This window comes from Janibacter sp. UYMM211 (assembly GCF_040547045.1).
GTDB lineage: Bacteria > Actinomycetota > Actinomycetes > Actinomycetales > Dermatophilaceae > Marihabitans > Marihabitans melonis.
This window is the reverse complement of sequence record NZ_JBEPOY010000002.1, coordinates 162267-185941: the sequence shown is the minus strand read 5'-3', so window position 1 is coordinate 185941 and position 23675 is coordinate 162267. Positions and strand designations below refer to the sequence as shown.

Annotated in this window: 21 protein-coding genes; 4 read left to right on the top strand and 17 right to left on the bottom strand. The window is 73.7% G+C overall.

The genetic code is table 11. From position 1 onward, the window contains the following. Positions 1-21 precede the first annotated feature (21 nt). Positions 22-2838 carry a type I DNA topoisomerase gene (topA, locus tag ABIB53_RS05985; RefSeq protein ID WP_354587508.1) on the bottom strand — a complete coding sequence of 939 codons (2817 nt, stop codon included), beginning with the start codon at positions 2836-2838 and terminating at the stop codon, positions 22-24. A gap of 162 nt (positions 2839-3000) precedes the next feature. Between topA and ABIB53_RS05980 the strand changes: the two genes are divergently transcribed. Then, complete coding sequence (locus ABIB53_RS05980) at positions 3001-3783, top strand: dioxygenase family protein (RefSeq protein ID WP_201465474.1); 783 nt, start codon at positions 3001-3003, stop codon at positions 3781-3783. A gap of 69 nt (positions 3784-3852) precedes the next feature. On the opposite strand, the gene ABIB53_RS05975 is transcribed toward ABIB53_RS05980, so the two are convergent. Then, positions 3853-4149 (bottom strand): hypothetical protein, encoded by a 297-nt coding sequence (locus ABIB53_RS05975; protein ID WP_123091330.1) that lies wholly within the window; start codon positions 4147-4149, stop codon positions 3853-3855. Positions 4150-4164: 15 nt separating this feature from the next. After that, entirely contained in the window at positions 4165-5925 is a 1761-nt protein-coding gene (locus tag ABIB53_RS05970) for a sodium:solute symporter family protein (protein ID WP_354587506.1), read from the bottom strand. A 158-nt stretch (positions 5926-6083) separates the two neighbouring features. Between ABIB53_RS05970 and ABIB53_RS05965 the strand changes: the two genes are divergently transcribed. Next, positions 6084-6491 (top strand): DUF4878 domain-containing protein, encoded by a 408-nt coding sequence (locus tag ABIB53_RS05965; protein ID WP_201465468.1) that lies wholly within the window; start codon positions 6084-6086, stop codon positions 6489-6491. A gap of 27 nt (positions 6492-6518) precedes the next feature. On the opposite strand, the gene ABIB53_RS05960 is transcribed toward ABIB53_RS05965, so the two are convergent. The 6 genes from ABIB53_RS05960 to ABIB53_RS05935 form a co-directional block, all read right to left on the bottom strand. Continuing rightward, complete coding sequence (locus ABIB53_RS05960; RefSeq protein ID WP_354587505.1) at positions 6519-8531, bottom strand: ABC transporter ATP-binding protein; 2013 nt, start codon at positions 8529-8531, stop codon at positions 6519-6521. Next, positions 8528-10264, bottom strand: coding sequence for an ABC transporter ATP-binding protein (locus tag ABIB53_RS05955; protein ID WP_354587504.1), 1737 nt, complete (start codon positions 10262-10264; stop codon positions 8528-8530). The genes ABIB53_RS05960 and ABIB53_RS05955 overlap by 4 nt, the downstream gene beginning before the upstream one ends. Continuing rightward, positions 10261-10839 carry a TetR/AcrR family transcriptional regulator gene (locus tag ABIB53_RS05950; protein WP_083968504.1) on the bottom strand — a complete coding sequence of 193 codons (579 nt, stop codon included), beginning with the start codon at positions 10837-10839 and terminating at the stop codon, positions 10261-10263. The genes ABIB53_RS05955 and ABIB53_RS05950 overlap by 4 nt, the downstream gene beginning before the upstream one ends. Before the next feature lie 54 nt (positions 10840-10893). Beyond that, a complete protein-coding gene (locus ABIB53_RS05945) occupies positions 10894-12435 on the bottom strand; it encodes a DUF7059 domain-containing protein (RefSeq protein ID WP_354587503.1) in 1542 nt (513 codons plus the stop codon). A gap of 69 nt (positions 12436-12504) precedes the next feature. Then, positions 12505-14907 (bottom strand): sodium-translocating pyrophosphatase, encoded by a 2403-nt coding sequence (locus ABIB53_RS05940; RefSeq protein ID WP_354587502.1) that lies wholly within the window; start codon positions 14905-14907, stop codon positions 12505-12507. Positions 14908-14984: 77 nt separating this feature from the next. Next, entirely contained in the window at positions 14985-15338 is a 354-nt protein-coding gene (locus tag ABIB53_RS05935; protein ID WP_068272960.1) for an STAS domain-containing protein, read from the bottom strand. 221 nt (positions 15339-15559) lie between these two features. Between ABIB53_RS05935 and ABIB53_RS05930 the strand changes: the two genes are divergently transcribed. Next, positions 15560-17836 carry a DEAD/DEAH box helicase gene (locus ABIB53_RS05930; protein WP_502914630.1) on the top strand — a complete coding sequence of 759 codons (2277 nt, stop codon included), beginning with the start codon at positions 15560-15562 and terminating at the stop codon, positions 17834-17836. A 75-nt stretch (positions 17837-17911) separates the two neighbouring features. Then, positions 17912-18361 (top strand): hypothetical protein, encoded by a 450-nt coding sequence (locus tag ABIB53_RS05925; protein WP_191563073.1) that lies wholly within the window; start codon positions 17912-17914, stop codon positions 18359-18361. Positions 18362-18380: 19 nt separating this feature from the next. On the opposite strand, the gene ABIB53_RS05920 is transcribed toward ABIB53_RS05925, so the two are convergent. The 8 genes from ABIB53_RS05920 to ABIB53_RS05885 form a co-directional block, all read right to left on the bottom strand. After that, positions 18381-18764, bottom strand: coding sequence for an Rv3654c family TadE-like protein (locus ABIB53_RS05920; protein ID WP_354587500.1), 384 nt, complete (start codon positions 18762-18764; stop codon positions 18381-18383). Beyond that, complete coding sequence (locus tag ABIB53_RS05915) at positions 18764-19147, bottom strand: TadE family type IV pilus minor pilin (RefSeq protein ID WP_354587499.1); 384 nt, start codon at positions 19145-19147, stop codon at positions 18764-18766. The genes ABIB53_RS05920 and ABIB53_RS05915 overlap by 1 nt, the downstream gene beginning before the upstream one ends. Further along, the gene (locus ABIB53_RS05910) at positions 19116-19307 is read right to left on the bottom strand and encodes a DUF4244 domain-containing protein (RefSeq protein WP_068272951.1); all 192 of its coding nucleotides are present in this window, start codon (positions 19305-19307) and stop codon (positions 19116-19118) included. Before ABIB53_RS05910 ends, ABIB53_RS05915 begins: the two co-directional genes overlap by 32 nt. 245 nt (positions 19308-19552) lie before the next feature. Continuing rightward, entirely contained in the window at positions 19553-20089 is a 537-nt protein-coding gene (locus ABIB53_RS05905; RefSeq protein ID WP_354587498.1) for a type II secretion system F family protein, read from the bottom strand. Next, positions 20086-20745, bottom strand: coding sequence for a type II secretion system F family protein (locus ABIB53_RS05900; RefSeq protein ID WP_354587497.1), 660 nt, complete (start codon positions 20743-20745; stop codon positions 20086-20088). Before ABIB53_RS05900 ends, ABIB53_RS05905 begins: the two co-directional genes overlap by 4 nt. Next, positions 20742-21800: a TadA family conjugal transfer-associated ATPase gene (locus tag ABIB53_RS05895; protein ID WP_354587496.1), complete on the bottom strand. Its 1059-nt coding sequence runs from the start codon at positions 21798-21800 to the stop codon at positions 20742-20744. The genes ABIB53_RS05900 and ABIB53_RS05895 overlap by 4 nt, the downstream gene beginning before the upstream one ends. After that, positions 21779-22486 (bottom strand): CpaE-like family protein, encoded by a 708-nt coding sequence (locus ABIB53_RS05890; protein WP_354587495.1) that lies wholly within the window; start codon positions 22484-22486, stop codon positions 21779-21781. Before ABIB53_RS05890 ends, ABIB53_RS05895 begins: the two co-directional genes overlap by 22 nt. A gap of 318 nt (positions 22487-22804) precedes the next feature. Further along, positions 22805-23650 carry a Fic family protein gene (locus ABIB53_RS05885; protein ID WP_354587494.1) on the bottom strand — a complete coding sequence of 282 codons (846 nt, stop codon included), beginning with the start codon at positions 23648-23650 and terminating at the stop codon, positions 22805-22807. Between the last annotated feature and the right edge of the window lie 25 nt (positions 23651-23675).

Genomic DNA, 23675 nt, shown 5'->3' with positions numbered 1-23675 from the left:
GCCCCCCGCCCGTAGCGAGCATCACGCCTTCTTCGCGGTCGCCTTCGTGCGGGTCGACGTCTTCTTCGCGGCCGCCTTCTTCGTCGCCGCCTTCTTCGTCGTCGCCTTCTTGGCTGTCGTCTTCTTGGCCGCCGACTTCTTGCGGGTCGTCGGGCCCTTCGCCCGCTTCTCCGCGAGCAGCTCGAAGGCGCGCTCCTGGGTGATCGTCTCCGGCTCGTCGTCGCGGCGCAGCGTCGCGTTCGTCTCGCCGTCGGTGACGTACGGGCCGAAACGGCCCTCCTTGACGACGACCTTCTTGCCGCTCGCGGGGTCCTCGGCGAACTCGCGCAGCGGGGGCTTCGCGGCCGCCCGGCCACGCTGCTTGGGCTGGGCGTAGATCGCCTCGGCCTCCGCGAGCGTGATGTCGAAGAGCTGCTGCTCGCTCGTCAACGAACGGCTGTCCGTCCCCTTCTTGAGGTACGGGCCGTAGCGGCCGTTCTGCGCGGTGATCTCGACCTGCTGCTCCGAGGTCGAGCCGTCGTCACCGGTCACCGTCTCGGTGACCGTGCCGACGACGCGCGGCAGGGAGAGCAGGCGAAGGGCGGTCGGCAGCTCGATCGTCGCGATGTCCATGTCGGCGAAGAGCGAGGCGGTGCGCGGCTTGACCTTCGCCTTGCCCTTGAGCTCGGCCTCCTCGTCGGTGAGGACCTCGGTGACGTACGGGCCGTAGCGACCGGCCTTGGCGACGACGACGCGACCCGACTCGGGGTTCGTGCCGAGCTCGCGACCGTCGTCGGCGGACTGGGCGAGCAGCTCGCGACCCTTCTGCGGGGTCATCTCGTCGGGGGCGATGTCCTCGGGGACGTTCGCGCGCCGGGGCTTGTCCGTCTCGCCGTCGGGCAGGCTCGCGCCCTCGGCGACCTCACCGGTGCTCGGGTCGACGCCCTGCGGCGCGACCTCCTCGACGTACGGGCCGTAGCGACCGACGCGCACGACGACGCCGTCGCCGATCTCGATCGTGCTGATCCCCTTCGCGTCGATCTCGCCGAGGTCCTCGACCATCTGACGCAGGCCCTCGGCGTCGCCGTCGCCGTCGTAGAAGCGGGCGAGCCAGGCGACGCGGTCGGCCTGCCCGGCCGCGATCTGGTCGAGGTCCTCCTCCATGCGGGCGGTGAAGTCGTAGTCGACGAGACGGGGGAAGTGCACCTCCATGAGACGCGTCACGGCGAAGGCGAGCCACGTCGCGACGAGCGCGGAGCCGACCTTGCGCACGTAGCCGCGGTCCTGGATCGTCGCGACCGTCGCGGCGTACGTCGAGGGCCGGCCGATGCCGAGCTCTTCCATCCGCTTGACGAGGCTGGCCTCCGTGTAGCGCGGGGGCGGCGAGGTCTCGTGGCCGGCGGCGACGGCGTCGAGGACGTCGAGGGCGACGCCCTCGGACAGGCGCGGCAGACGACGCTCCTCGTCCTCCGCGGCGCCGCGGCTCTCGTCGCGACCCTCCTCGTAGGCGGCGAGGAAGCCCTTGAAGGTGATGACGGTGCCGGAGGCCGTGTACTCGGCGCTGCTGCCCGCGGGGCAGCCGGTGATGTCGGTGACGATCTTGATCGTCGCGGTCGACCCCTTCGCGTCGGCCATCTGCGAGGCGATGGTGCGCTTCCAGATGAGCTCGTAGAGGCGGAACTCGTCGCCGCGCAGCTCGCCCTGGACCTGGGCCGGGGTGCGGAAGCGGTCGCCGGCGGGGCGGATCGCCTCGTGCGCCTCCTGGGCGCCCTTGGCCTTCTTGCCGTAGACGCGGGGCGACTCGGGCACGTAGTCCGCGCCGTACATGTCACGCGCCTGGCCGCGGGCCGCGCTCACGGCCGACTGCGACAGGTTCGTGCTGTCGGTGCGCATGTAGGTGATGTAGCCGTTCTCGTAGAGCCGCTGGGCCACGCGCATCGCCTCGCGGCTGCCCAGGCGCAGCTTGCGCGAGGCCTCCTGCTGCAGCGTCGAGGTGGTGAAGGGGGCGTACGGGCGGCGGGTGTACGGCTTCTCGCTCACCGAGGCCACGCTCGCGCTGGCGGCGCTCGTCGCGCTAGCGACGGCCGTCGCGGCAGCCTCGTCGAGGTGGACGACGTCGCTGCGGCGCAGCGTGCCGTCGTCGGCGAAGTCGCGACCGCTCGCGACGCGCGAGCCGTCGACGGCCGAGAGCCGCGCGGAGAAGTCCTCGCGCGAGCTCGTCGGGGTGAAGCTGCCGGTGACGTCCCAGTAGCTCGCGGAGCGGAAGGCCATGCGCTCGCGCTCGCGCTCGACGACGACGCGGGTCGCGACGCTCTGCACGCGGCCGGCGGACAGGCCCTGCTTGATCTTGCGCCACAGCACGGGGCTGATGTCGAAGCCGTAGAGACGGTCGAGGATGCGCCGCCCCTCCTGGGCGTCGACGAGGTCCATGTCGATGTCGCGGGTCGACTGCACCGCGCGCTGGATGGCCTCCTTGGTGATCTCGTGGAAGACCATCCGCTTGACGGGGACCTTGGGCTTGAGCGCCTCGAGCAGGTGCCACGCGATGGCCTCGCCCTCGCGGTCCTCGTCCGTGGCGAGGTAGAGGGTCTCGGCGTCCTTGAGCAGACGCTTGAGCTCGGTGACCTTCTTCTTCTTGTCCGCGTCGATGACGTAGTACGGCTCGAAGGAGCGGTCCTCGACGTTGACGCCGAAGCGGCCGAAGGGGCCCTTCTTCATGTCGGCGGGCAGCTCGCGCGGCTGCGGGATGTCGCGGATGTGACCGACCGAGGCCTCGACGACGTAGTCGGGGCCGAGGTAGCCGGCGATGGTCTTGGCCTTGGCCGGCGACTCGACGATGACGAGGTTGGGGGCGCTCATGGGGGACTCCTTGCCTCGCGCCCCGTGCCGCGGATTCGTCGCGGCTCTCGGCGGGGTGCGCGATCCGAACCGTAGCCCACGGCGGGGACGGGCCCGCAGCCGAGGTCACGGCGCGGGACAGGGTTGTTGCTTTAACTTGATGGGTCAACTATCCTGGCCGTCATGACCGCTCCCGTCCTCTACCTCAGCCACGGCGCCCCTCCCCTGGCCGACGACGCCCGCTGGACCCAGCAGCTCGCCGACTGGTCCTCGAGCTTCACGAAGCCGACGAGCATCCTCATGATCTCGGCGCACTGGGAGGACGTGCCGGTGACGGTGAGCCCGACCCAGCGCCAGGTGCCGCTCACCTACGACTTCTACGGCTTCCCGCAGCACTACTACGAGGTCGAGTACGCGCCCCCGCTCGCCCCTGCTCTCGCCGACGAGGTGACCGGCCTGCTCGGCGGCCGGGGCCTGCAGGTGCGCCGCGACGAGACGCGCGGACTCGACCACGGCGCGTACGTGCCGCTCGTGGAGATGTACCCCGACGCGGACGTCCCCGTGCTGCAGATGTCGATGCCGACCCTCGACCCGGCGACCCTCTTCGAGATCGGGCGCACGCTCGCCCCCCTTCGCGACCAGGGCACGCTCGTCGTCGGCTCGGGCTTCACGACGCACAACCTGCGGTGGTTCAACCCCCGGGCCGGCGCCGACGCGCCCCCGCCGGCCGCCTCCGCCGAGTTCGACCACTGGGCCCAGGAGGCGGTCGAGGCGCAGGACGTCGACGCCCTCGTCAACATGCTCGACGTCGCCCCCGCCGCCCACGAGGCGCACCCGCGCACCGAGCACTGGGCGCCGCTCTACCTCGCCCTCGGCGCGGCGCACGCCTCCGGCGCGACGGACGTCGAGAGCACGGTCGACGGCTTCTGGTACGGCCTGAGCAAGCGGTCCTTCACCTTCAGCTGAGCCGCCGCGGGCATGACGAAGGGGGACCCCGTCCGGGGTCCCCCTTCGCGCTGCCGGTCCGGCGGCCGGCTAGTGGCCGCGCTGCTTGCGCCGCGGCGCGGGCCGGGTCGGGTCGTCCCCGGCCGGCTCGACGTGCTCCGGCACGACGATCGGGCGCAGCCGCGCCCAGGTGATGAAGGCGATGCCGATCACGAGGAGGGCGAGCCCGGTCCAGAGGTTGGCGTTGATGCCACCCGTCTTCTCGAGCTCCTTGTCCCCGAAGATCCCCATGAGGGTGAGGATGAGGCCGTACAGCCCGAGCAGGGAGCCGATGAAGGTCCGGATGTCGAAGGCGCCGGCGGTCTTGCGGCCTGCGGTGTCTGCCATGACGGTCAGCGCTCCTTAGAAGGCGAAGTTGAGGACGACGACGATGACCAGCGCGATCCCGGCGAGCGGGACGGTGCGCTGGTAGAAGGGACGACCGGCCTCGTGCGGGTCGACGAGGTCCTCCTTCGGCGTCTCCGAGTAGACCAGGCCCTTGAGCTCGCTGGCGGGCTTGGGCTTGGTCACCATCGTCACCGCGACGCTGACGACGATGTCGACGACGAAGGCGGTGCTCGCGGCGGCGAAGGCCAGGCCCTGCCCCGGCAGCTCGAAGAGCGCGAGCATGTCGGGGTTGCCGCAGACCCACAGCGTGACGGCCGAGAGGGTGCCCGCGACGAGACCGGTCCAGCCGGCCGTCGGGGTCATCCGCTTCCAGAACATGCCGAGGATGAAGGTCGCGAAGAGCGGTGCGTTGAAGAACCCGAAGAGCGTCTGCAGGTAGTCCATGATGTTGGAGAAGCCACCCGCGATGGACGCCGTGAAGATCGCGATGATCGTCGCCGCGACGGTGGCCAGACGGCCGATCCGCAGGTAGTAGTCGTCGCTGCGGTCCTTGCGGACGTAGCGCTCCCAGATGTCGTAGCTGAAGACGGTGTTGAAGGCCGAGATGTTGGCCGCCATGCCGGCCATGAAGGCCGCGAGCAGACCCGCGATCGCCAGGCCGAGCAGACCGTTGGGCAGCACGTCGCGCATGAGGAGCAGGAGCGCGTCGTTGTACTTGACGTCGCCGCTCGCCCCACCGGTGGGAGTGCCGCCGTTCTTGAGGTCGATCATCTCGGTGACGAGCACCGCCGAGACCATGCCCGGGATGATGACGATGAAGGGGATGAACATCTTCGGGAAGGCGCCGATGATCGGCGTCTTGCGGGCCGAGGAGATCGAGTCCGAGGCGAGCGCGCGCTGCACCTCGACGAAGTTCGTCGTCCAGTAGCCGAAGGAGAGCACGAAGCCCAGGCCGAAGACGATGCCGATGACCGACAGGATCGGCGAGTCGAAGCCGGACAGCGCCTGGCCGGGCCACGAGTCGAGCTGCTGGCTCGCGGAGGCGACACCGGCGTCGGACGGCGCGTTCTGCGCGGCCGCCGTGATCTTGTCGTTGAGCCCGCCCCAGCCGCCGACGCGGTGCAGACCGATGAGGGTCAGCGGCAGCAGCGCGGCGACGATGACGAAGAACTGAAGGACCTCGTTGTAGATCGCCGCCGACAGCCCGCCGAGGGTGATGTAGGACAGGACGATCGCGGCCGCGACGATGAGCGCCACCCACAGCGGCCAGCCGAGCAGGGCCTGGACGATCGAGCCGAGCAGGTAGAGGTTGACGCCCGCGATGAGCAGCTGGGCCAGCGCGAAGGAGAAGGCGTTGACGACGTGCGCACCGGTGCCGAAGCGGCGGTACATGAACTCGGGGACCGATCGGACCTTCGAGCCGTAGTAGAAGGGCATCATCACCACGCCGAGGAAGAGCATGGCGGGGACCGCGCCGACCCAGAAGTAATGGAAGGTAGGCATGCCGATCTCGGCGCCGTTGGCCGACATGCCCATGATCTCGACGGCACCGAGGTTGGCCGAGATGAAGGCCAGGCCGGTGACCCAGGCCGGCAGCGAGCGGCCGGAGAGGAAGAAGTCGACGGAGTCGCTCACCGAGCGACGGGCCATGATGCCGACGCCGAGGACGAAGGCGAAGTACAGGGCGACGAGCAGGTAGTCGACGGCGTTCGCGTCGATGAGGGTGTCTGCAGCCGGCGGCATGAGCGCCGGCAGTGACGTCAGTGGCGGCGTCATGGGTCTCCTTCCAGGTCGCGTCCCCGGGGGGACGGCCCTGGCAACCTACGCCCATGTCCCGGCCCCGGCGACCGGGGAGTCCTCCCCAGTTACCGCGGGCCGGATCGTGGCTATCCTCGCCGCAGACCGGCCGCCGTGGTCGGTGACGAGACAGGGGTATGACAGCGATGACCAAGACGATGATGACCGCCGGCCTCGGTGCCGTGCTCGCCCTCGGCCTCAGCGCCTGCGGCAGCAGCGACGGCCCGGAGGACGCGGTCGAGGAGTTCGCGAACGCCGCGGCGGACAAGGACTACGCGAAGGTCTGCGAGATGCTCGACCCCGAGTTCGTCAAGACCGTCGAGTCGGCCGGCGAGGGCGGCTGCGCCGAGACGATGAAGAAGTCGGTCGAGGAGGGCGGCGGCGGCGAGGAGCTCGTCGCCGACCCCGACAAGCTCGACATCGGCGACGCCACCGTCTCCGAGGACGGCAACAGCGCGACGGTCAAGACGACCTACGACGGCAAGGACAGCGACGTCAAGCTCATCAAGGTCGACGACGCCTGGAAGATCACGCTCGGCATGTGACCGACCGGTGGGCGTCGGCACCGCGGGTCACACCGCGGAGCCGGCGCCCACTGCTGCGTCCGGGTCGACCGCCCCGGAGAACTGCGCCGCGTACAGCGCGGCGAAGGCGCCGTCGGCGGCGAGCAGCTCGGCGTGCGAGCCCTGCTCGACGATGCGTCCCTCCTCCATGACGAGGATGAGGTCCGCGTCGCGGATCGTCGAGAGCCGGTGGGCGATGACGAAGCTCGTCCGGTCGCTGCGCAAGGCGGCCATCGCCTGCTGCACGAGCAGCTCGGTGCGCGTGTCGACCGAGCTCGTCGCCTCGTCGAGGATGAGCAGCGAGGGCTGGGCGAGGAAGGCCCGCGCGATGGTGACGAGCTGACGCTCCCCCGCGCTGAGGTTGCCGGCCTCGGCGTCGAGGACCGTGTCGTAGCCGTCGGGCAGCGCGTGCACGAAGCGGTCGACGAAGGTGGCCCGGGCCGCCTCGAGGACCTCCTCGTCGCTCGCCCCCGGGCGCCCGTAGGCGATGTTCTCGCGGATGGTCCCGGCGAAGAGCCAGGTGTCCTGGAGCACCATCCCGATCCGGCTGCGCAGGCCCGTGCGCGTCAGCTCGGTGATGTCGACGCCGTCGAGGGTGATCCGCCCGCCGTCGAGCTCGTAGAAGCGCAGGACGAGGTTGACGAGGGTCGTCTTGCCCGCGCCCGTGGGGCCGACGATGGCGACGGTCTGCCCCGGCTCGACGACGAGGTCGAGGTGCTCGATGAGCGGGGTGCCCGGGGTGTAGGAGAAGGACACGTCCTCGAAGGCGACCCGGCCGTGCGGGTCCTCGATGCTCGTCGGCGTCCGCGCCTCGGGCTCCTGCTCGGGCGCGTCGAGCACCGCGAAGACGCGCTCGGCGGACGCGACCCCGCTCTGCATGAGGTTGGCCATCGAGGCGACCTGGGTGAGCGGCTGGGTGAACTGGCGCGAGTACTGGATGAAGGCCTGCACGTCGCCCAGGCTCATCGTGCCGCTGGCCACCCGCAGCCCGCCGACGACGGCGATCGCGACGTAGTTGAGGTTCCCGATGAACATCATCGTCGGCATGATGACGCCGCTGATGAAGGAGGCCCGGAAGCTCGCGTGGTGCAGCTCGTCGTTCTTCACGGCGAAGTCGCGTGCCGACTGCTCCTGACGACCGAAGACCTTGACGAGCTCGTGCCCGGTGAAGGTCTCCTCGACGACGGCGTTGACCTCGCCCGTGCTCTTCCACTGCTGGACGAAGTGCCGCTGGCTGCGCTTGCCGATGGCGGCGGTGACGAGCATCGTCACCGGGATCGTCACGAGCGCGATGAGCGCGAGCAGCGGCGAGATCCACAGCATCATCGACACGACGGCGACGACGGTGAGGAGCGAGGTGAGCAGCTGGCTGAGGGTCTGCTGCAGGCTCTGCGCGACGTTGTCGATGTCGTTGGTCACCCGGCTCAGCAGCTCGCCGCGGGGCTGGCCGTCGAAGTACGGCAGCGGCAGCCGGTGCAGCTTGTCCTCGACGTCCTCGCGCAGCCGGTAGATGGTGCGGTTGACCGCCCCGGTGAGCAGCCGGCCCTGGACGAGCTGGAGCGCGGCCGCGACGACGTAGATCGCGAGGACGCCGAGCAGCACCCGGCCGAGCGCTCCCGTGTCGACGCCCTGCCCGGGCAAGACGTGGTCCATCGCGGCGAGCACGTCGGCGACGCGGTCCTCGCCACGGGCCCGGAGCTGCTCGACGGCCTGCTCCTGGCTGACCCCGGCCGGGATCTGCCGCCCGAAGGACCCGGCGAAGACGAGGTCGGTCGCGCGGCCGAGGACCTTCGGCCCGATCGCGTTGAGCACGACGCTGCCCACGGCGAGGAGGACGGTGGTCCACACGACGAGCCGCTCGGGACGCAGCAGCCCCAGGATCCTCCGGGCGCCCGCGACGAAGTCCTGCGAGGTGTCGGTCGGGACGCCGATCGCGGCGTGCGGGGGGCCGCCGCGGTGGGCCGACCCCGGTCCGCGCCGCTCCTTGGCCGCCCGCTCCTCCGCGGTGCCGAGCTCGCTCATGCTGCCTCCTGCGTCGCCTGCTGGCTCGAGACGATCTCGACGTACGTCGGGCACGACGCGAGCAGCTCGTCGTGCGTGCCCTGCCCGACGACGACCCCTGCGTCGAGGACGACGATCGAGTCGGCGTCGACGATGCTCGACACGCGCTGCGCGACGACGAGGACGGTCGCCTCCCGGGTGACCGGGCGAAGGGCCGCGCGCAGGCGGGCGTCGGTCGCGACGTCGAGGGCCGAGAAGGAGTCGTCGAAGAGGTAGACCGACGGGCGGCGCACGAGCGCGCGGGCGATGGCCAGGCGCTGGCGCTGGCCGCCGCTGACGTTCGTGCCGCCCTGGGCGATCGGGGCGTCGAGGCCCTCGGGCAGCGCCCGGACGAAGTCCTCCGCCTGGGCGACGCGCAGCGCCTGCCACAGGTCGTCGTCGGTGGCGTCGGGGTCGCCGTGCCGCAGGTTGCTCGCCACGGTGCCGGTGAAGAGGTAGGGGCGCTGGGGCACGAGGCCGAGCCGGCTCCACAGGTCCTCGGGGTCGGCGTCGCGCACGTCGACCCCGCCGACGAGCACCTGGCCCCCGGTGACGTCGTGCAGCCGGGGCACCAGGCCGACGAGGGTCGTCTTGCCGGCGCCGGTCGAGCCGACGACCGCGGTCGTCGTGCCGGGTCGGGCGACGACGCTGATCTCGCGCAGCACGGGCTCCTGCGCCCCCGGGTAGGCGAAGCTCACGCCGCGCAGCTCGACCCCGACCGGCCCGGCGGGCAGCGCCACCGGCTCGTCCGGGGCGCGCACCGTGGGCTCGGTCTCGAGGACCTCGGTGATGCGCCCGGCCGAGACCGCGGCGCGCGGCACCATCATCGCCATGAAGGTCGCCATCATCACCGACATGAGGATCTGGATGAGGTAGGCCATGAAGGCGGTGAGCGCCCCGACCTGCATCTGACCGCTGTCGACCCGCATGGCGCCGAACCAGATGACGGCGACCGTCGAGGCGTTGAAGATCACCATGACGAGGGGGAAGGCGAGCGCCATGAGCCGCCCGACCGCGAGCGCCGTGCCCGTGTACGTCTCGTTGGCCCGGGCGAAGCGATCGCGCTCGACGTCCTCGCGCACGAAGGCCCGCACGACCCGCACGCCGGTGATCTGCTCGCGCAGGATGCGGTTGACCGAGTCGACCGCCCGCTGCATCGCCTGGAAGTGCGGGATCATCCTCGCGATGATGACGCCGATGGCCACGGCGAGCGCCGGCACGGCGACCGCGACGAGCCAGGACAGCCCGGCGTCCTCGCGCAGCGCCATGATGATGCCGCCGACCATCGTCAGCGGTGCCGTGACCATCATCGCCAGCGCCATGTAGACGACCTGCTGCACCTGGGTGACGTCGTTGGTGCTGCGGCTGATGAGCGTCGGCGCCCCGAAGCGCGAGAGCTCCTGGGCGGAGAAGGCGCCGACCCGGTCGAAGACCGAGGCCCGCACGTCGCGCCCGAGCGAGGCCGCGGTCTGCGCGCCGATGCGGGTGGCCCCGATCGTCGCGACGACCTGGACGAGCGAGACGACGAGCATCGCCGTGCCGGCGGCGAGGATGAAGCCGGTGTCGCCGACGGCGACGCCCTCGTCGATGATCCTGCCGTTGAGGCTCGGCAGGTAGAGCGAGGCGAGGGTGCCGGCGAGCTGCAGGCCGAGGAGGAGCACGAGCACGGCGGCGTAGGGCCGCAGGTGGGTGCGCACGAGGCGGACGAGCGTCACGAGGACCTCCGGGTGCCGTCGAGGACGACGTCGACGATCTCGGCCGCGTCGAGGCGCCGGGCCGACATCAGCGGGTGGACGCTCGACAGCGCGAGCAGCTGGAGCAGCCCGACGACCTCGTCGACGGGCTTGCGCAGGGCGCGGGCGTCGTCGCCGACGAGGGCGGTGAAGGCCGCGTCGAGCGCCGGGTCGCCCGGCCCGCGGTGCCGGGCCTTGTCCACCGGCGGCACGACACCGGCGTGGTGGAGGACGGAGATGAGCGCGACGACCTGCTCGACGTGGCGCTGCACGACGGCCACGCCGGCGACGAGCCGGTCGTCGAGCGGCAGCGACGGGTCGACCTCGCCGAGCTCGGCGACCGCGGCCGCCGGGTCGAGCACGGCTGTCGCGCAGGCCTGGACGAGCTCGTCCTTGCTGCCGAAGGCGCGGAAGAGCGTGCCCTCGGCGATGCCGGCGGCCTCGGCGACCTGCCGGGTCGTCAGACCCGGGCCGTGCTCGCGCAGCAGGGGGATGGCGACGTCGACGATGGCCGCCCGCCGGTCGTCAGGGCTCATCGCGGGGGCACGGGGGGTCACCCGGTCGACGGTAGATGAGTGAGTGCTCACTCACAAGGGTCGAGCCCACGGCGGTCAGCGCACGAGCAGCCCGTCCGCCACCGCCTCGCGCACGAAGGGCACGACCTCCGCGCGCACCGCGTCGGGGTCGAGGTCGAGCAGCCCGGCGATCGCCCCCGCGGCGACCCCGGCGGTGAGCTCGCCGTCGCACACCGACACGAGCGCCGCTGTCACCGTGCTCAGCTGCATGACCCGCCCCAGACCGCCGCCCTGGCGCAGGACGATGACCGTCGGGTCCGCCTCGCCCGGCCGGGTGTGCCGCTCCTCGGTGACATCGGGCGGGCGGCTCCACGCGACGTCGAGGACGGCGGCGTCGTCGTGCTCGGCGAGCCAGGTCCGGGCCCGCATCCCGGCGAGCACCGACGCACCCATGGGCGTCGCGACGGGTCCGCGGTGGTCGACGAGGTCGCGGAAGGTCGGGCGCTCCCCCACCGGCCGCTGGAGGGTGATGACGCCGAAGCCGACCCGCTCGACCCCCCGGGCCGCGAAGTCCTCGAGCCAGGCCAGGCTCATCCCTTCGTGCTCGGGCGTGCCCGCACGCTGCCCGCCGTCGCGCGACCACGTCGCGGCGTACTCGGCGGGGTCCTGCTCCTCGCGCTGGACGACCCAGGCGTCGACGGGGTGTCCGGCCGCCTCTGCGGCGTCGAGCCAGCCACCGACGACGTCGCGCCAGTCCTGCCCCTCGCGCACCTCCCAGTTGCCGAGCAGCTGGGCCAGGCCCCCCGGCTCGAGGTGCGCGCCGAGGTCGCGCACCAGCGAGGCGACGACCTCGTCGCCGACCGCCCCGCCGTCGCGGTACTCGTAGAGCGGCACGTCGGCACGTCGGGGGGTGATGACGAAGGGCGGGTTGCTCACGACGAGGTCGAAGCGCTCCCCCGCCACCGGCTCGAGCATCGAGCCCGCCCGCAGGTCGAGGTCGAGCCCGGCGAGCGCGGCGTTGACCGCGGCGTACCCGAGGGCCCGCTGCGACAGGTCGGTCGCGACGACCTCGCCCACGTGGGTCGACAGGTGGAGCGACTGCACCCCGCACCCGGTGCCGAGGTCGAGGGCACGACGCACCTCCGGCCGAGGGGTCCACGCGGCCAGGGTCGTCGACGCACCACCGATGCCGAGGACGTGGTCGACGGGCAGCGAGGTCCCCAGCGCGGTCTCGCCGTGGTCGGACAGGACGTACCAGGTGCGGCTCTCGTCGCCGTAGGGGCGCACCTCGGCGGTCGAGCGCAGCGAGGTCCCGTCCTCCCGGGCCAGACCGAGCTCGACGAGACCGGCGGCGGTGAGGGTCGGCAGCAGCTCGTCGACCTCGGCGGGGTCGACCGGGTCGCCGAGGGTGAAGAGGCGCACGAAGGTCGCGAGCGAGCCGTCGACCTCGCGCAGCCGCCACCGGGCGGGCAGCGGGTCCTCGCGGTGCAGCGCGCCGGAGGCGACCGGCCCGAGCAGCTCCTCGAGGGCGTCGACGTCGACGCCCGCCTGGTCGAGGTCGGCGCGCAGCCGGCCGAGCAGCTCGGGGTCGAGGGCGGGCGCGGGGTGGTCGGGGGTCATCGGCGCGGCGGACGTCACGACGACCCAGCCTACGGGCGGGGCGGGCGCTCCCCCTTCGCCGCGGGACCGGGCGAAGGGGGGACCCGCTCAGGCCTGGGTGGGAGCGGCGTAGACCTCGCGGCCGTCGTCGTCCGGGGCGTCGTCGCCGGCGATGGCCAGGTCGCGCCGCTTGGTGATCATCAGCGCGACGACGATGATCGCCAGCGCGACCCCGGCGATGAGCAGGCGCGCCCACGTCATCGGCTCCTCGCGCACGGTGAGCACGACGATCGCGGGGGCGATGAGCACCGAGACGAGGTTCATCACCTTGATGAGGGGGTTGATCGCCGGTCCGGCGGTGTCCTTGAAGGGGTCGCCGACGGTGTCGCCGATGACGGCGGCTGCGTGGGCGTCGGAGCCCTTGCCGCCGTGGTGCCCGTCCTCGACGATCTTCTTCGCGTTGTCCCACGCCCCGCCGGAGTTGGCGAGGAAGACCGCCATGAGCGCGCCGCACGCGATGGCGCCGGCGAGGAAGCCGGCGAGCGCCCCGATGCCCAGGCCGAAGCCGACGACGACGGGGGTGAGGGCGGCGAGCAGGCCGGGGGTCGCGAGCTCGCGCAGCGAGTCCTTGGTGCAGATGTCGACGACCCGCGCGTACTCGGGCTTCTCCGTGCCCGCCATGATGCCGGGGTGCTCGCGGAACTGACGGCGCACCTCGAAGACGATGGCACCGGCGGCGCGGGTCACCGCGTTGATGGCCAGGCCGGAGAAGAGGAAGACGACCGCCGCGCCGAGGAGCAGCCCGACGAGCGTGTGGGGGCTGACGATCTCGGAGGCGGCACTGACGTTGAAGTCGTCGATGCTCTGCTGGATGCCGGGGATGGCGCCGGCGTCGATGGACCCCTGGGAGATCTCGTCGCCGAGCGCGGTCGCGGTGGTCTCCAGCTGTGCGCTCCAGGCGTCGGTGTAGGACCCGAAGAGAGCCGTGGCGGCGAAGACCGCGGTGGCGATGGCGATGCCCTTGGTGATCGCCTTCGTCGTGTTGCCGACGGCGTCGAGCTCGGTGAGCACCTGGGCGCCCTCCGCGTCGACGTCCCCCGACATCTCCGCGATGCCCTGGGCGTTGTCCGAGACCGGGCCGAAGGTGTCCATCGCGACGATCACGCCGACCGTCGTGAGGATGCCGCAGCCGGCGAGCGCGATGAAGAAGAGCGAGAGCGTCACCGACCCGCCGCCGAGGAGGAAGACGAGGTAGATGGCGATGGCCATCGTGGTGACCTTGTAGACCGCCGACTCGAGGCCGAGCCCGATGCCGGACAGGACGACCGTCGCGGCGCCGGTGAGCGTCGTACGGGCGACGTCCTTCGTCGGACGCTTGTCGGTGCCGGTGTAGTAGCCGGTGAGCCACAGGATGACGGCGGCCAGGACGATGCCGAGGAGCACCGCGAGGAGCGCGGCGAGCCGGGGGTCTCCGGACATCGCGGCGATGTCCTGGTTGCGGCTCCCGAGCTCGGCGTAGCTGCTCGGCAGGTAGACGAAGGCGACGACCGCGGTGAGCACGGCGGAGATCGCGGCGGTGATGTAGAAGCTGCGGTTGATCGCCGCGAGGGCGTCGCCCCCGGGTGCCGCCCTGGTGATGAAGACGCCGAGCAGCGCGGTGAGGGCGCCGACGGCGGGGATGAGCAGCGGGAAGACGAGCCCGCTCTCGCCGAAGGCCGCCGAGCCGAGGATGAGGGCGGCGACGAGCATGACGGCGTAGGACTCGAAGAGATCCGCGGCCATGCCCGCGCAGTCGCCGACGTTGTCGCCCACGTTGTCGGCGATCGTCGCGGCGTTGCGCGGGTCGTCCTCGGGGATGCCGGCCTCGACCTTGCCGACGAGGTCGGCGCCGACGTCGGCGGCCTTGGTGAAGATGCCGCCACCGACGCGCATGAACATCGCGAGGAGCGCGGCGCCGAAGCCGAAGCCCTCGAGGACCTTCGGGGCGTCGCCCTGGTAGGCCATGACGACGACGGCCGCGCCGAGCAGGCCGAGCCCGACGGTGAACATGCCGACGACGCCGCCGGTGCGGAAGGCGATCCGCATGCCCTCGTCGCGCCCGGATGTCCGGGCGGCCTCGGCGACGCGGACGTTGGCCTTCACCGCCAGGGACATCCCGAGGTAGCCGATCGCGGCGGAGAAGCCGGCGCCGAGGAGGAAGAAGCCGGAGCGGCCCCAGCGCACCCCCGCGGAGTCCGCGGGCAGGGCGAGGAGGAGCACGAAGACGATGACGACGAAGACGCCGAGGGTGCGGAACTGCCGGCGCAGGTAGGCGTGGGCGCCCTCCTCGACGGCGGCGCCGATCTCGCGCATCCGCTCGGTGCCGGGGTCGGCGGAGAGCACCTGGGAGCGGAAGACCAGCCCCATCGCGATGCACACGACGCCGATGAGGGCGACGCCGGCGGTCAGGTAGAGGTTGCCGCTCGACAGGTCGAGCGTGTCAGCTGCTACGGCGTAGGGGTAGACCGCCATCCCATCCTCCTCGATGGTTCGCGCGCACGAGCGCCCACCGGCTGAGGTGGGCGAGTGGCCGTCACCCTACTCCGAGGTCACCCCGTCGTCTCGGCGGCGGCGCGAGCCGCGTCGGCGGGGTCGCGGTAGAGCACGAAGACCTTGTCGAGACCGGTGATCTCGAAGACTCGGCGCACCCGCTCGGCGGTCGCGGCGATGGTCAGCGTGCCGCCCTCGCGGCGCAGGGTCTTCAGCCGGCCGACGACGACGCCGAGACCGGTCGAGTCCATGAAGCTCACGCCGGTCATGTCGATGGCGACGCTGCGGCTGCCGCCGAGGATGACCTGCTGGACCGCGTCGCGCAGCTGGGACGCCGTGGACACGTCGATCTCGCCGGTGCAGTGCACGACGACCGCTCCATTGCTGTTGCTGGTGCTGATCGTCAGAGCCACTGGTACCGCCTCCTGGCCAGGGCGCCCGGGCGGGCGCCTCACGTACGGACGTCTCCGCAGGTCGCGCGGGGTGTCGGTCCCGCCCTGCTCGTCCGCGCTTACCGTAGACCACCGTGAGCGGCAGCACCGAGCCCAGAGCGCAGACGGGCGGCCCCTGTCCAGGGCGAAGGGGGACCGCGCCCGGTCCCGCCGACGCCGGCGCGGCCCGGGAGGACGGGCGTCTGCGCGCCCTGGAGAGCCGGCTGCCGGGACGGGTCCGCCATGCGGAGCACCTGCCGGCCCGGGCGGCCCAGCACGCACCGATGCCGGGGTGGGTCGCGCCGGCCGTGCGCGGGGCGCTCGCGGGCGCCGGGGTCGAGCAGCTGTGGTCGCACCAGGAGCAGGTCGCCCAGCTCGCGCACGCCGGTCACGACGTCGTCGTCTCGACGGGCACGGCCTCGGGCAAGTCGCTCGGCTACCTGCTGCCGGCGCTCACCGCCGCGATCGAGGGACCGCCGAGCGGGCGGCACTCGATCCGCGGGGGGACGACCCTCTACCTCGCGCCGACGAAGGCGCTCGCCGCCGACCAGCTGGCCCGGGTCGAGGCGATGGCGGTGCCCGGTGTGCGGGCGGCGACCTACGACGGCGACACCCCGACCGACGAGCGGCGCTGGATCAGGGAGCACGCCCAGATCGTGCTCACCAACCCCGACCTCGTGCACCACTCGATGCTGCCCGGGCACCGCGGGTGGGCGCCCTTCTTCCGGTCCCTGTCCTACGTCGTCGTCGACGAGTGCCACGCCTACCGCGGGGTCTTCGGCACCCATGTCTCGCTCGTCCTGCGGCGCCTGCTGCGCGTGGCCGAGCGCTACGGGGCGCACCCGAGCGTCGTCCTCGCCTCGGCGACCGTCGCCGAGCCCGCCCGGCACGCGCACGCCCTCGTCGGTCGCGAGGTCGTCGCCGTGACCCACGACGGCTCCCCGCGCGCCGGCCGCACCTGCGTCCTGTGGGAGCCGCCGGAGCAGGCCGACGGGTCGCGCCGCTCGCTCACCGCGGAGGCGGCCGACGTCGTCGCGGCCCTCGTCGGCGACGACGTTCAGACCCTCGCCTTCGCCCGCTCGCGGGCCGGCGTGGAGTCGCTCGCCGCGCAGGTCAGCGACCGTCTCGAGCTCGCCCGTCCCGATCTCGCCGGGCGGGTGGCGGCCTACCGCGGCGGGTACCTGCCGGAGGAGCGCCGCGAGCTCGAGCAGCGGATGCGCTCGCGCGACCTCATGGCGGTCGCCGCGACGAACGCGCTCGAGCTCGGCGTCGACATCACCGGCCTCGACGCCGTCGTCGTCGCCGGCTGGCCGGGGCGCCGGGCCTCGTGGTGGCAGCAGGCCGGACGAGCAGGACGCGACGGGGGCGGCGCCGGGCGCGACGCGCTCGTCGTCTCGGTCGCCGCCGACGACCCCCTGGACAGCTGGGTGCTCCAGCACCCCGAGTACGTCTTCGGCGACCCGGTCGAGGCGATCGTCATGGACCCGGGCAACGTCCACGTGCTCGCGCCGCACGTGGCCGCGGCCGCGGCCGAGGTGCCGGTCACCCTCGAGGACGAGCGGTGGTTCGGGCCCGGCCTCGCGGGGGTGCTCGAGGTGCTCACCGCCCGCAAGGTGCTGCGTCGCCGACCCGCGGGCTGGTTCTGGGCCCGGGAGGACCGCCCGGGCGACCACCTCTCGCTGCGCGGTGCCGGCCCGGTCGTCAGCGTCGTCGAGGGGCGCACGGGCCGGGTCGTCGGCACGGTGGACGCAGCCGCCGCGCACACCTCCGTGCACACCGGCGCGGTGCACGTGCACCAAGGGCAGACCTACGTCGTCACCGATCTCGACCTCGACGGCTCGACCGCCACCGTGGTGCGGGGCGACCCGGGGTGGTCGACGACGGCGCAGTCCCGATCCTCCTTCGACATCGTCCGCGAGGAGTCCTCGGCGACCTTCGGCCGTATGCGGCTGTGCCGCGGGGTCGTGCGGGTGCGCCGCCAGGTCACCTCCTTCGTGCGGCGGCTCCCCGGCGGCGAGATCATCGGCACCCACCAGCTCGAGCTGCCCGAGCAGGTCCTCACGACACGTGGCGTGTGGTGGACGATGACGCCCGACCTGCTCGCCGAGGCCGGGGTCGACGAGGCCGACGTGCCCGGTGCCGCCCACGCGGCGGAGCACGCCGCCATCGCGACCCTGCCCCTGCTCGCGACGTGCGACCGGTGGGACATCGGCGGGGTCTCGACCGACGTCCACCCCGACACGGGGCTGCCGACGGTGCTCGTCTACGACGGGTACCCCGGCGGCGCGGGCTTCGCGCACCGGGCGCACGACATGGCGCCGACGTGGTGGCGTACCACCCTCGAGCTGGTGCGTGACTGCCCCTGCGAGCGGGGCTGCCCGCGGTGCGTGCAGTCGCCCAAGTGCGGCAACGGCAACGAGCCCCTGGACAAGGATGCTGCGGTCGCGCTCCTGGGCGCGATCCTTGCCGAGCGGGGCTAGTGTGCTCGACGCACCGCCCGCACGACGGCCCCCGGTCCCGGGAGGCCGACGCCTCCCCCGAACGGAGCTCTCGTCATGGTCGTCCTGGGTCTGATCATCCTCGTCGTCGCGATCCTCGTCGGTGTCGTCCTCGTCATGGGCACGGGCTCGCCCGACGTCGCCGGCCAGAAGGTCGACATCTCGCTGCTCGACACCGTCACCGTCTCGCTCAACCCGCTCGCGCTCGTCGTCGCCGGCATGGCCGTGATGTTCCTCGCCTGGCTCGGTCTGGTCCTCATGCGCTCGGCCCTCGCCCGCAAGGCGCGGCTGCGGCGCGAGCGCAAGGACCTCGAGCGCGAGGCCCAGCAGCGTCGCGCCGAGGACGAGGCCGCCCGGGTGCGCGAGCGCGAGGAGCTCGACCGTCAGCACGAGCGCGAGCTGCACGACCAGCACCTGGCGACCGAGACGGCGCGCGAGCGTGCCGCGGTCGCCGAGGAGGACGCCCGCCGCGGCCGCCCCGACGGCGGGCTCCCGCCCCGCGCCTGAGCCCGGGCGCACGACGTCGTCACCGCTGCCCCGGCGCCGGACCGGCACGGGCCCGTCCCGGCATCGCGCGGGGCGTGACCCCCGAGACGTGGAGAGGGACGGCGACGACGACCTCGACGTCCACCACGCCGTCGGACCCCACCACGCACGACCGCAGCGTCGCGCCGTTGACGCGCGCGAGGTCTGCGGCCACCCCGCAGGCCGTCGCCGACGACGCCCCGTCGACCGCCTCGCCCGCGGCCGCGAGCGCGCTGAGGTCGGCCGCCCCGCGTGCGCGGTGGGCCGCCGCGAGCGCGCCGGCGAGGACGAGGGTCGCGGTGAGCACGACGAGCACCGCGGCGACCACGCCGAGGACGAGGACGCTCCCCGAGCCCCGCTCCCCCGCACCGCGGCGCGCCTGCATCAGGTGACCTCCTCGACCCGCGCCGTCGACGTGCACCGCGGCCCGGAGCCCACCCCGATGCCGCGCAGGGCGGACGGCGGCGGGACGCTCACGGCGACGACGACCCGGTCGCCCGACCGGCTGGCGGTCACGCTCGACCCCCGTGGCAGCGCCCGCCGGGCGTCGGAGACGGCCCGCTGCTCGCTCTCGCCGCGGGCGAGCTCGCGCGCGCCGACGCGGGCTGCATCCTGGCAGCGCACCGAGTCGGCGCCGAGGGCGATGCCGGACAGCGCGAGCGAGAGGACGAGGACGACGGCCGGGACGGCGACCGCGATCTCCGCGGTGACCGTCCCGGCGGCGCCCCGCCACCGCTCAGCGCAGGCCCAGCGCCTCGGTGATGACACCGGCGAGCCCGGACTTCACCGCGCCGGACTTCACCACGGCGAGCAGGACGAGGGCGAAGGTCACCGCCGCCAGGGTCCCCACCGCGTACTCCGCGGTGGTCATGCCGGCCTCGCAGGCCAGCCGTCCGCGCCGCACGGCGCGGGTCAGTGTCGCTCTCATGTCTCCTCCATCGGGTCGCGCGGCACCTGGTGCGCCGCGGCACCTCCAGCGAAGTCGGTGAGCCGCGGCGACGCCGCCCCCCGTCGTGCTCCTGTGGACCGGAGCCCGCGAAGAGCACGGGGTGTGGACGGCTCGCGCCGATGCCGGCACCCGGTCGAGGTGATCGCGCGTGCCCTGGCTCGCCCGGATACCTCGACCCGCGCGGGACCCGCGGAGGACCCGCGAGGCGAGGGGTGGGCGCCGGCTCAGCGCAGGCTCTGCCCGAGCAGGACGACGAGCATCGGCACGACGGCCATGGCGACGAAGGCGGGCAGGAAGAGCAGACCGAGCGGCACGACGAGCAGCACGCCGGCGCGCGCAGCTGCGGCCTCGAGCCGGAGGGCCTCGGCCTCGCGGATCCGCGCGGCTGCCCCCGCGAGCACCTCGCTCGCGGGGGCGCCGCACTCCGAGGAGACGACGAGCGCCGTGGCGACCGGGGCCCAGCCCGGGCTCGCGTAGGACCACGCGGCGCGCATCTCCCGCCCCCACCGCAGCGCGGCTCCCACCCGTCTGAGGTCGAGCGCCACGGCCGGGTCGCTGACGTCGGCGACGGCGTCGAGCGCCTCGGTGATGCCACGACCGGCGACGAGCGAGAGCGCGAGGAGGTCGGTCGCGTCGGCGACCTGGGAGAGCAGAGGTGCCGGGGCCTCGTCGGCCGGGCGAAGGGTGCCGGGCACGGCGCGCGCCCGGGGCGGCCACACGAGGGCCGCGGCGAGCACGAGGGCTACGAGCGCGGGTGTCACGTCGATCTCGGTCTCGTCGCCCGGCGCAGGACGGCCCGGCTCGTGGCCCAGCCCAGCACGGTGAGCACCACGCCTGTCGCGAGGCTGACGAGGGCCGCGGGCGAGCCGAGCAGCGCCGCCGGCGAGACACCCAGGGCCAGCCCCGCCAGCAGGCCGACGACGGGCAGCAGGGTGAGCAGCCCCATCGTCGCCCGGGCACCGGCGCTCGCGGCGTCGAGCCGTCGCCGGGCCGACAGGGCCGCTCGTGCCGAGCACGCCGCCTGCTCCAGCGCAGGGGCGAGCGGCACGCCGCACCGCTGGCTCAGCCGCCAGGCCGAGGCGCACGGTGCCAGCGCCGGGTGCTCACCGGCCCACCTCGCCCACGTCTGCTCGCCGGTCCGGCCCGCGGCCAGCTCACGGCCCAGCTCGTCGAGCAGGACCCGAGCGGCGTCCGGGACGTCCGGGGCGACGACCTCGACGACCCGGGCGGGCGCTCCCCCGCTGCGCAGGCCCATCGCGAGGAGCTCGGCGAGCGCTGCGGCCTCCTCGAGGCCGAGCTCGTCGCGTCGGCGCACCCGCCGCAGGCCCGCCGCCGACCACGTCCGCCCGCCCGGCGTCGCCCGGCCCGGCCAGGTCAGCGCCGCGAGGACGAGCAGGACGACGACGGCCGGGGTCATCGGCCGACGAGGTCGCCCATGGCGACCACCTCCTCGACCCGGCGTCCCCGCGGGCCCCGGCGCAGGTGGACGACGAGGTCGACGGCGAGGGCGACCTGGGCGCGCGTCACCTCGGGTGCCATGCCGGCGAGGGTCCCGAGCGCCTCGAGGCGGGCGGGCACGTCGGCCGCGGCGTTCGCGTGGACGGTCCCGCAGCCGCCCTCGTGGCCCGTGTTGAGCGCCATGAGGAGCTCGCGCACCTCGGGGCCACGCACCTCGCCGACGACGAGCCGGTCGGGCCGCATCCGCAGCGCCTGGCGCACGAGCTCGTCGAGACTGACCCGCCCCACGCCCTCGGTGTTGGCGCTGCGCGACTGCAGCCGGACCGTGTGCGGGTGATCGACGCTCATCTCCGCGACGTCCTCGACGAGCAGGATCCGCTCGTCGGCGGGCACGCAGGCGAGCATCGCGGCGAGCAAGGTGGTCTTGCCGGTGCCGGTGCCCCCGCTGACGACGACCGAGCGACGCTGCGCCACGGCCTGGCGCAGCCGCTCGGCGGTCTCGTCGTCGAGCATGCCGGTGCCGACGAGGTCGTCGAGGTCGCGGTGGCGGTGGCGCGGGATGCGCAGGCTGACGTGGGCTCCCCCGACGACGAGCGGCGGGAGCACGGCGTGCAGACGAGACCCGTCGGGCAGCAGGCCGTCGACCCACGGCTGGGCGTCGTCGAGACGTCGGCCGGCCAGCCCGGCGAGACGGGTCGCCAGGCGCCGCACGTCGACCGGGTCGCCGACGACCACCGGGGCGCGCTCCACCCCTTCGCCGCGGTCGACCCAGACCTGCCCGTCGCCGTTGACGAGGACGTCGGTCACCGAGGGATCGGCGACCACGGGCTCGAGCGGGCCGAGACCCACGAGGGCCGAGCGCAGCTCGTGCTCGCGACGCCGCACGCCCCGGTCGCCCAGGCGCACCGACTCCGCGCGCGCGACCTGCCCGATCGTCGGGACGCTCGGCGTCGCCCCACGCCGGATGAGCTCGTCGGGCGCGCCCGACCCGCTCAGCCCGCCCGGCGCAGCCATCGCAGCTCTCCGCTCCCGTCCGCCCCGGGCACGACCTCGCCGATCTCGCGGGCGACCCGTCCGAGCGGACCGCGGGCCCGCGGGGGGCAGCCGGCACCCTCGTCGCGCGGCACGCCCGGGTGGTCCTCGAGGTGGTCGAGCCAGGGCGCCTGCAGGTGCCCTGCGACCTCCTGCCCCGCCGGCTCTGCGCGGCGCGAGCCCCGGGTGACGAGATGGGCGTCGAGGCCGTGCTCGCGCAAGGACCCGACGACGGCCGCCGCGTCGCGCACCTGTCGCGGGCGCAGGCCGCAGAGCACCACGGCGACGTCGGCGACGTCGAGCCATGGCTCGGCCCGGTGGACGGCCGCGGGCAGGTCGACGACGACGGGGGCCGCCTGGCGCAGGGCGGCGAGCGCGCACCGCACCGCGTCCGGCCCCACCCGGCCCGGGCCGGCCGCCGAGAGCACGGGTGGTCTGGAGCCGGGCAGGTGACGCACGAGCCGGGCGGGGTCGACGTCGCCGTCGAGACCGGCGAGGTCGGGCCAGCGCAGCCCGGGCTCGTCCTCGAGCACGAGGGTCGTGTCGGCGCCGGACCCGTCGAGCAGCCCGTCGACGAGCGTGCCGTCGAGCTGCTGGGCGAGGACCGCCGCGAGCGTCGAGGCGCCCAGACCGCCCGAGGCGCCGATGAGCAGCAGGACGGGATGCATGCCCGACACGCTCCCCCGGCCGCCGCAGGCCCCGCGCGCCCGCCGCCGAGCCTGTGGACGGCGGACGCGGCGCCGTCGCCCCTGTGGACGAGCCGGTCGAAGACGCGGCACGTCGGCAGGGGGCAGACGTAGCGGTGGCCCCGGTCGGGGGGGATCGACCGGGGCCACCTCACGCGCCAGACCCCGGGGGGAGGGAGCTCTGGTGCGCTCGCCGCTACGACCTCCGAGGAGGGAGCGACGTCATCGACTCTACATTCGCAGAAGGATCCGCATCAGAGAGGGGCACAATCCGTTTGTAAGGCTTTGGTAAAGCCGCTGTCACACAAGGCGACCCGCGCGCACGGAGTCCGCGACCCGGGCCCCCTCCTGGGCGGCCTCGACCATCGAGTCGCCGCAGTGGCGCAGCCACAGGCGCACCCCGTCGCTGCCGCCCTGGGCGTAGCCGGTGAGCGATCCCAGGTAGGCCGGCCCGCCCTGCGAGCCGTGACCGGCCTCGGGCACGGCGACCCCCGTCGGGTCGAGCCCGGTGGCCCGCACGAGCACCCGCTCGACGGCGCGGGCGACGAGGGCGTTGCCGACGACGAAGGGGCGGATCGTCGCGATCTCGGCATGGACCACCGCGGCGACGACGAGCGCGGGCGCCTGGTCGGCGCTGCTCATGAGGTCGACGACGCCCGCCAGGCGCACCCTTAGCTCCTCCCCCTGGGGGGCGGGGCCGAGGTCGACGAGCTCGTCGCAGCCCTCGTCGGCGCGCCGCGGCCGGCCGAGCTGCTCGCGGTCCGTCACGAGCTCGGCGGCGGCGACGGTGTGCAGACGGGCCAGCACCTGACCGGGCGCGGAGAGGGCGAGCGAGCCGAGGTGCTCGGTCTCCGCGGTCGCGGCCATGGCGCCGTGGATGACGCGCTCGGCGGGGTCGGGGTGCGGGGAGCGCTCCCGGGCACCGCGCATGAGGTCGCGCACGATCGTGGCGCTGGAGCGCGCCCCGTCGAGCTCGGCGCTCGCCCAGGCACCGCGCACCCGCGACTCGGCGGCGGCCTCCGGGGTGCGGCGGCGCAGGCCCTCGTGCCAGCGCAGCGCGGTGCACGCCTCGCGGGCGCGCTCGCTGGCCGCCGCGACGTCCTCGAGCTCGGCGAGACGATGCAGGGCAGAGACGATCTCGGGCACGACGCACACCCTACGGCGGGCTCGC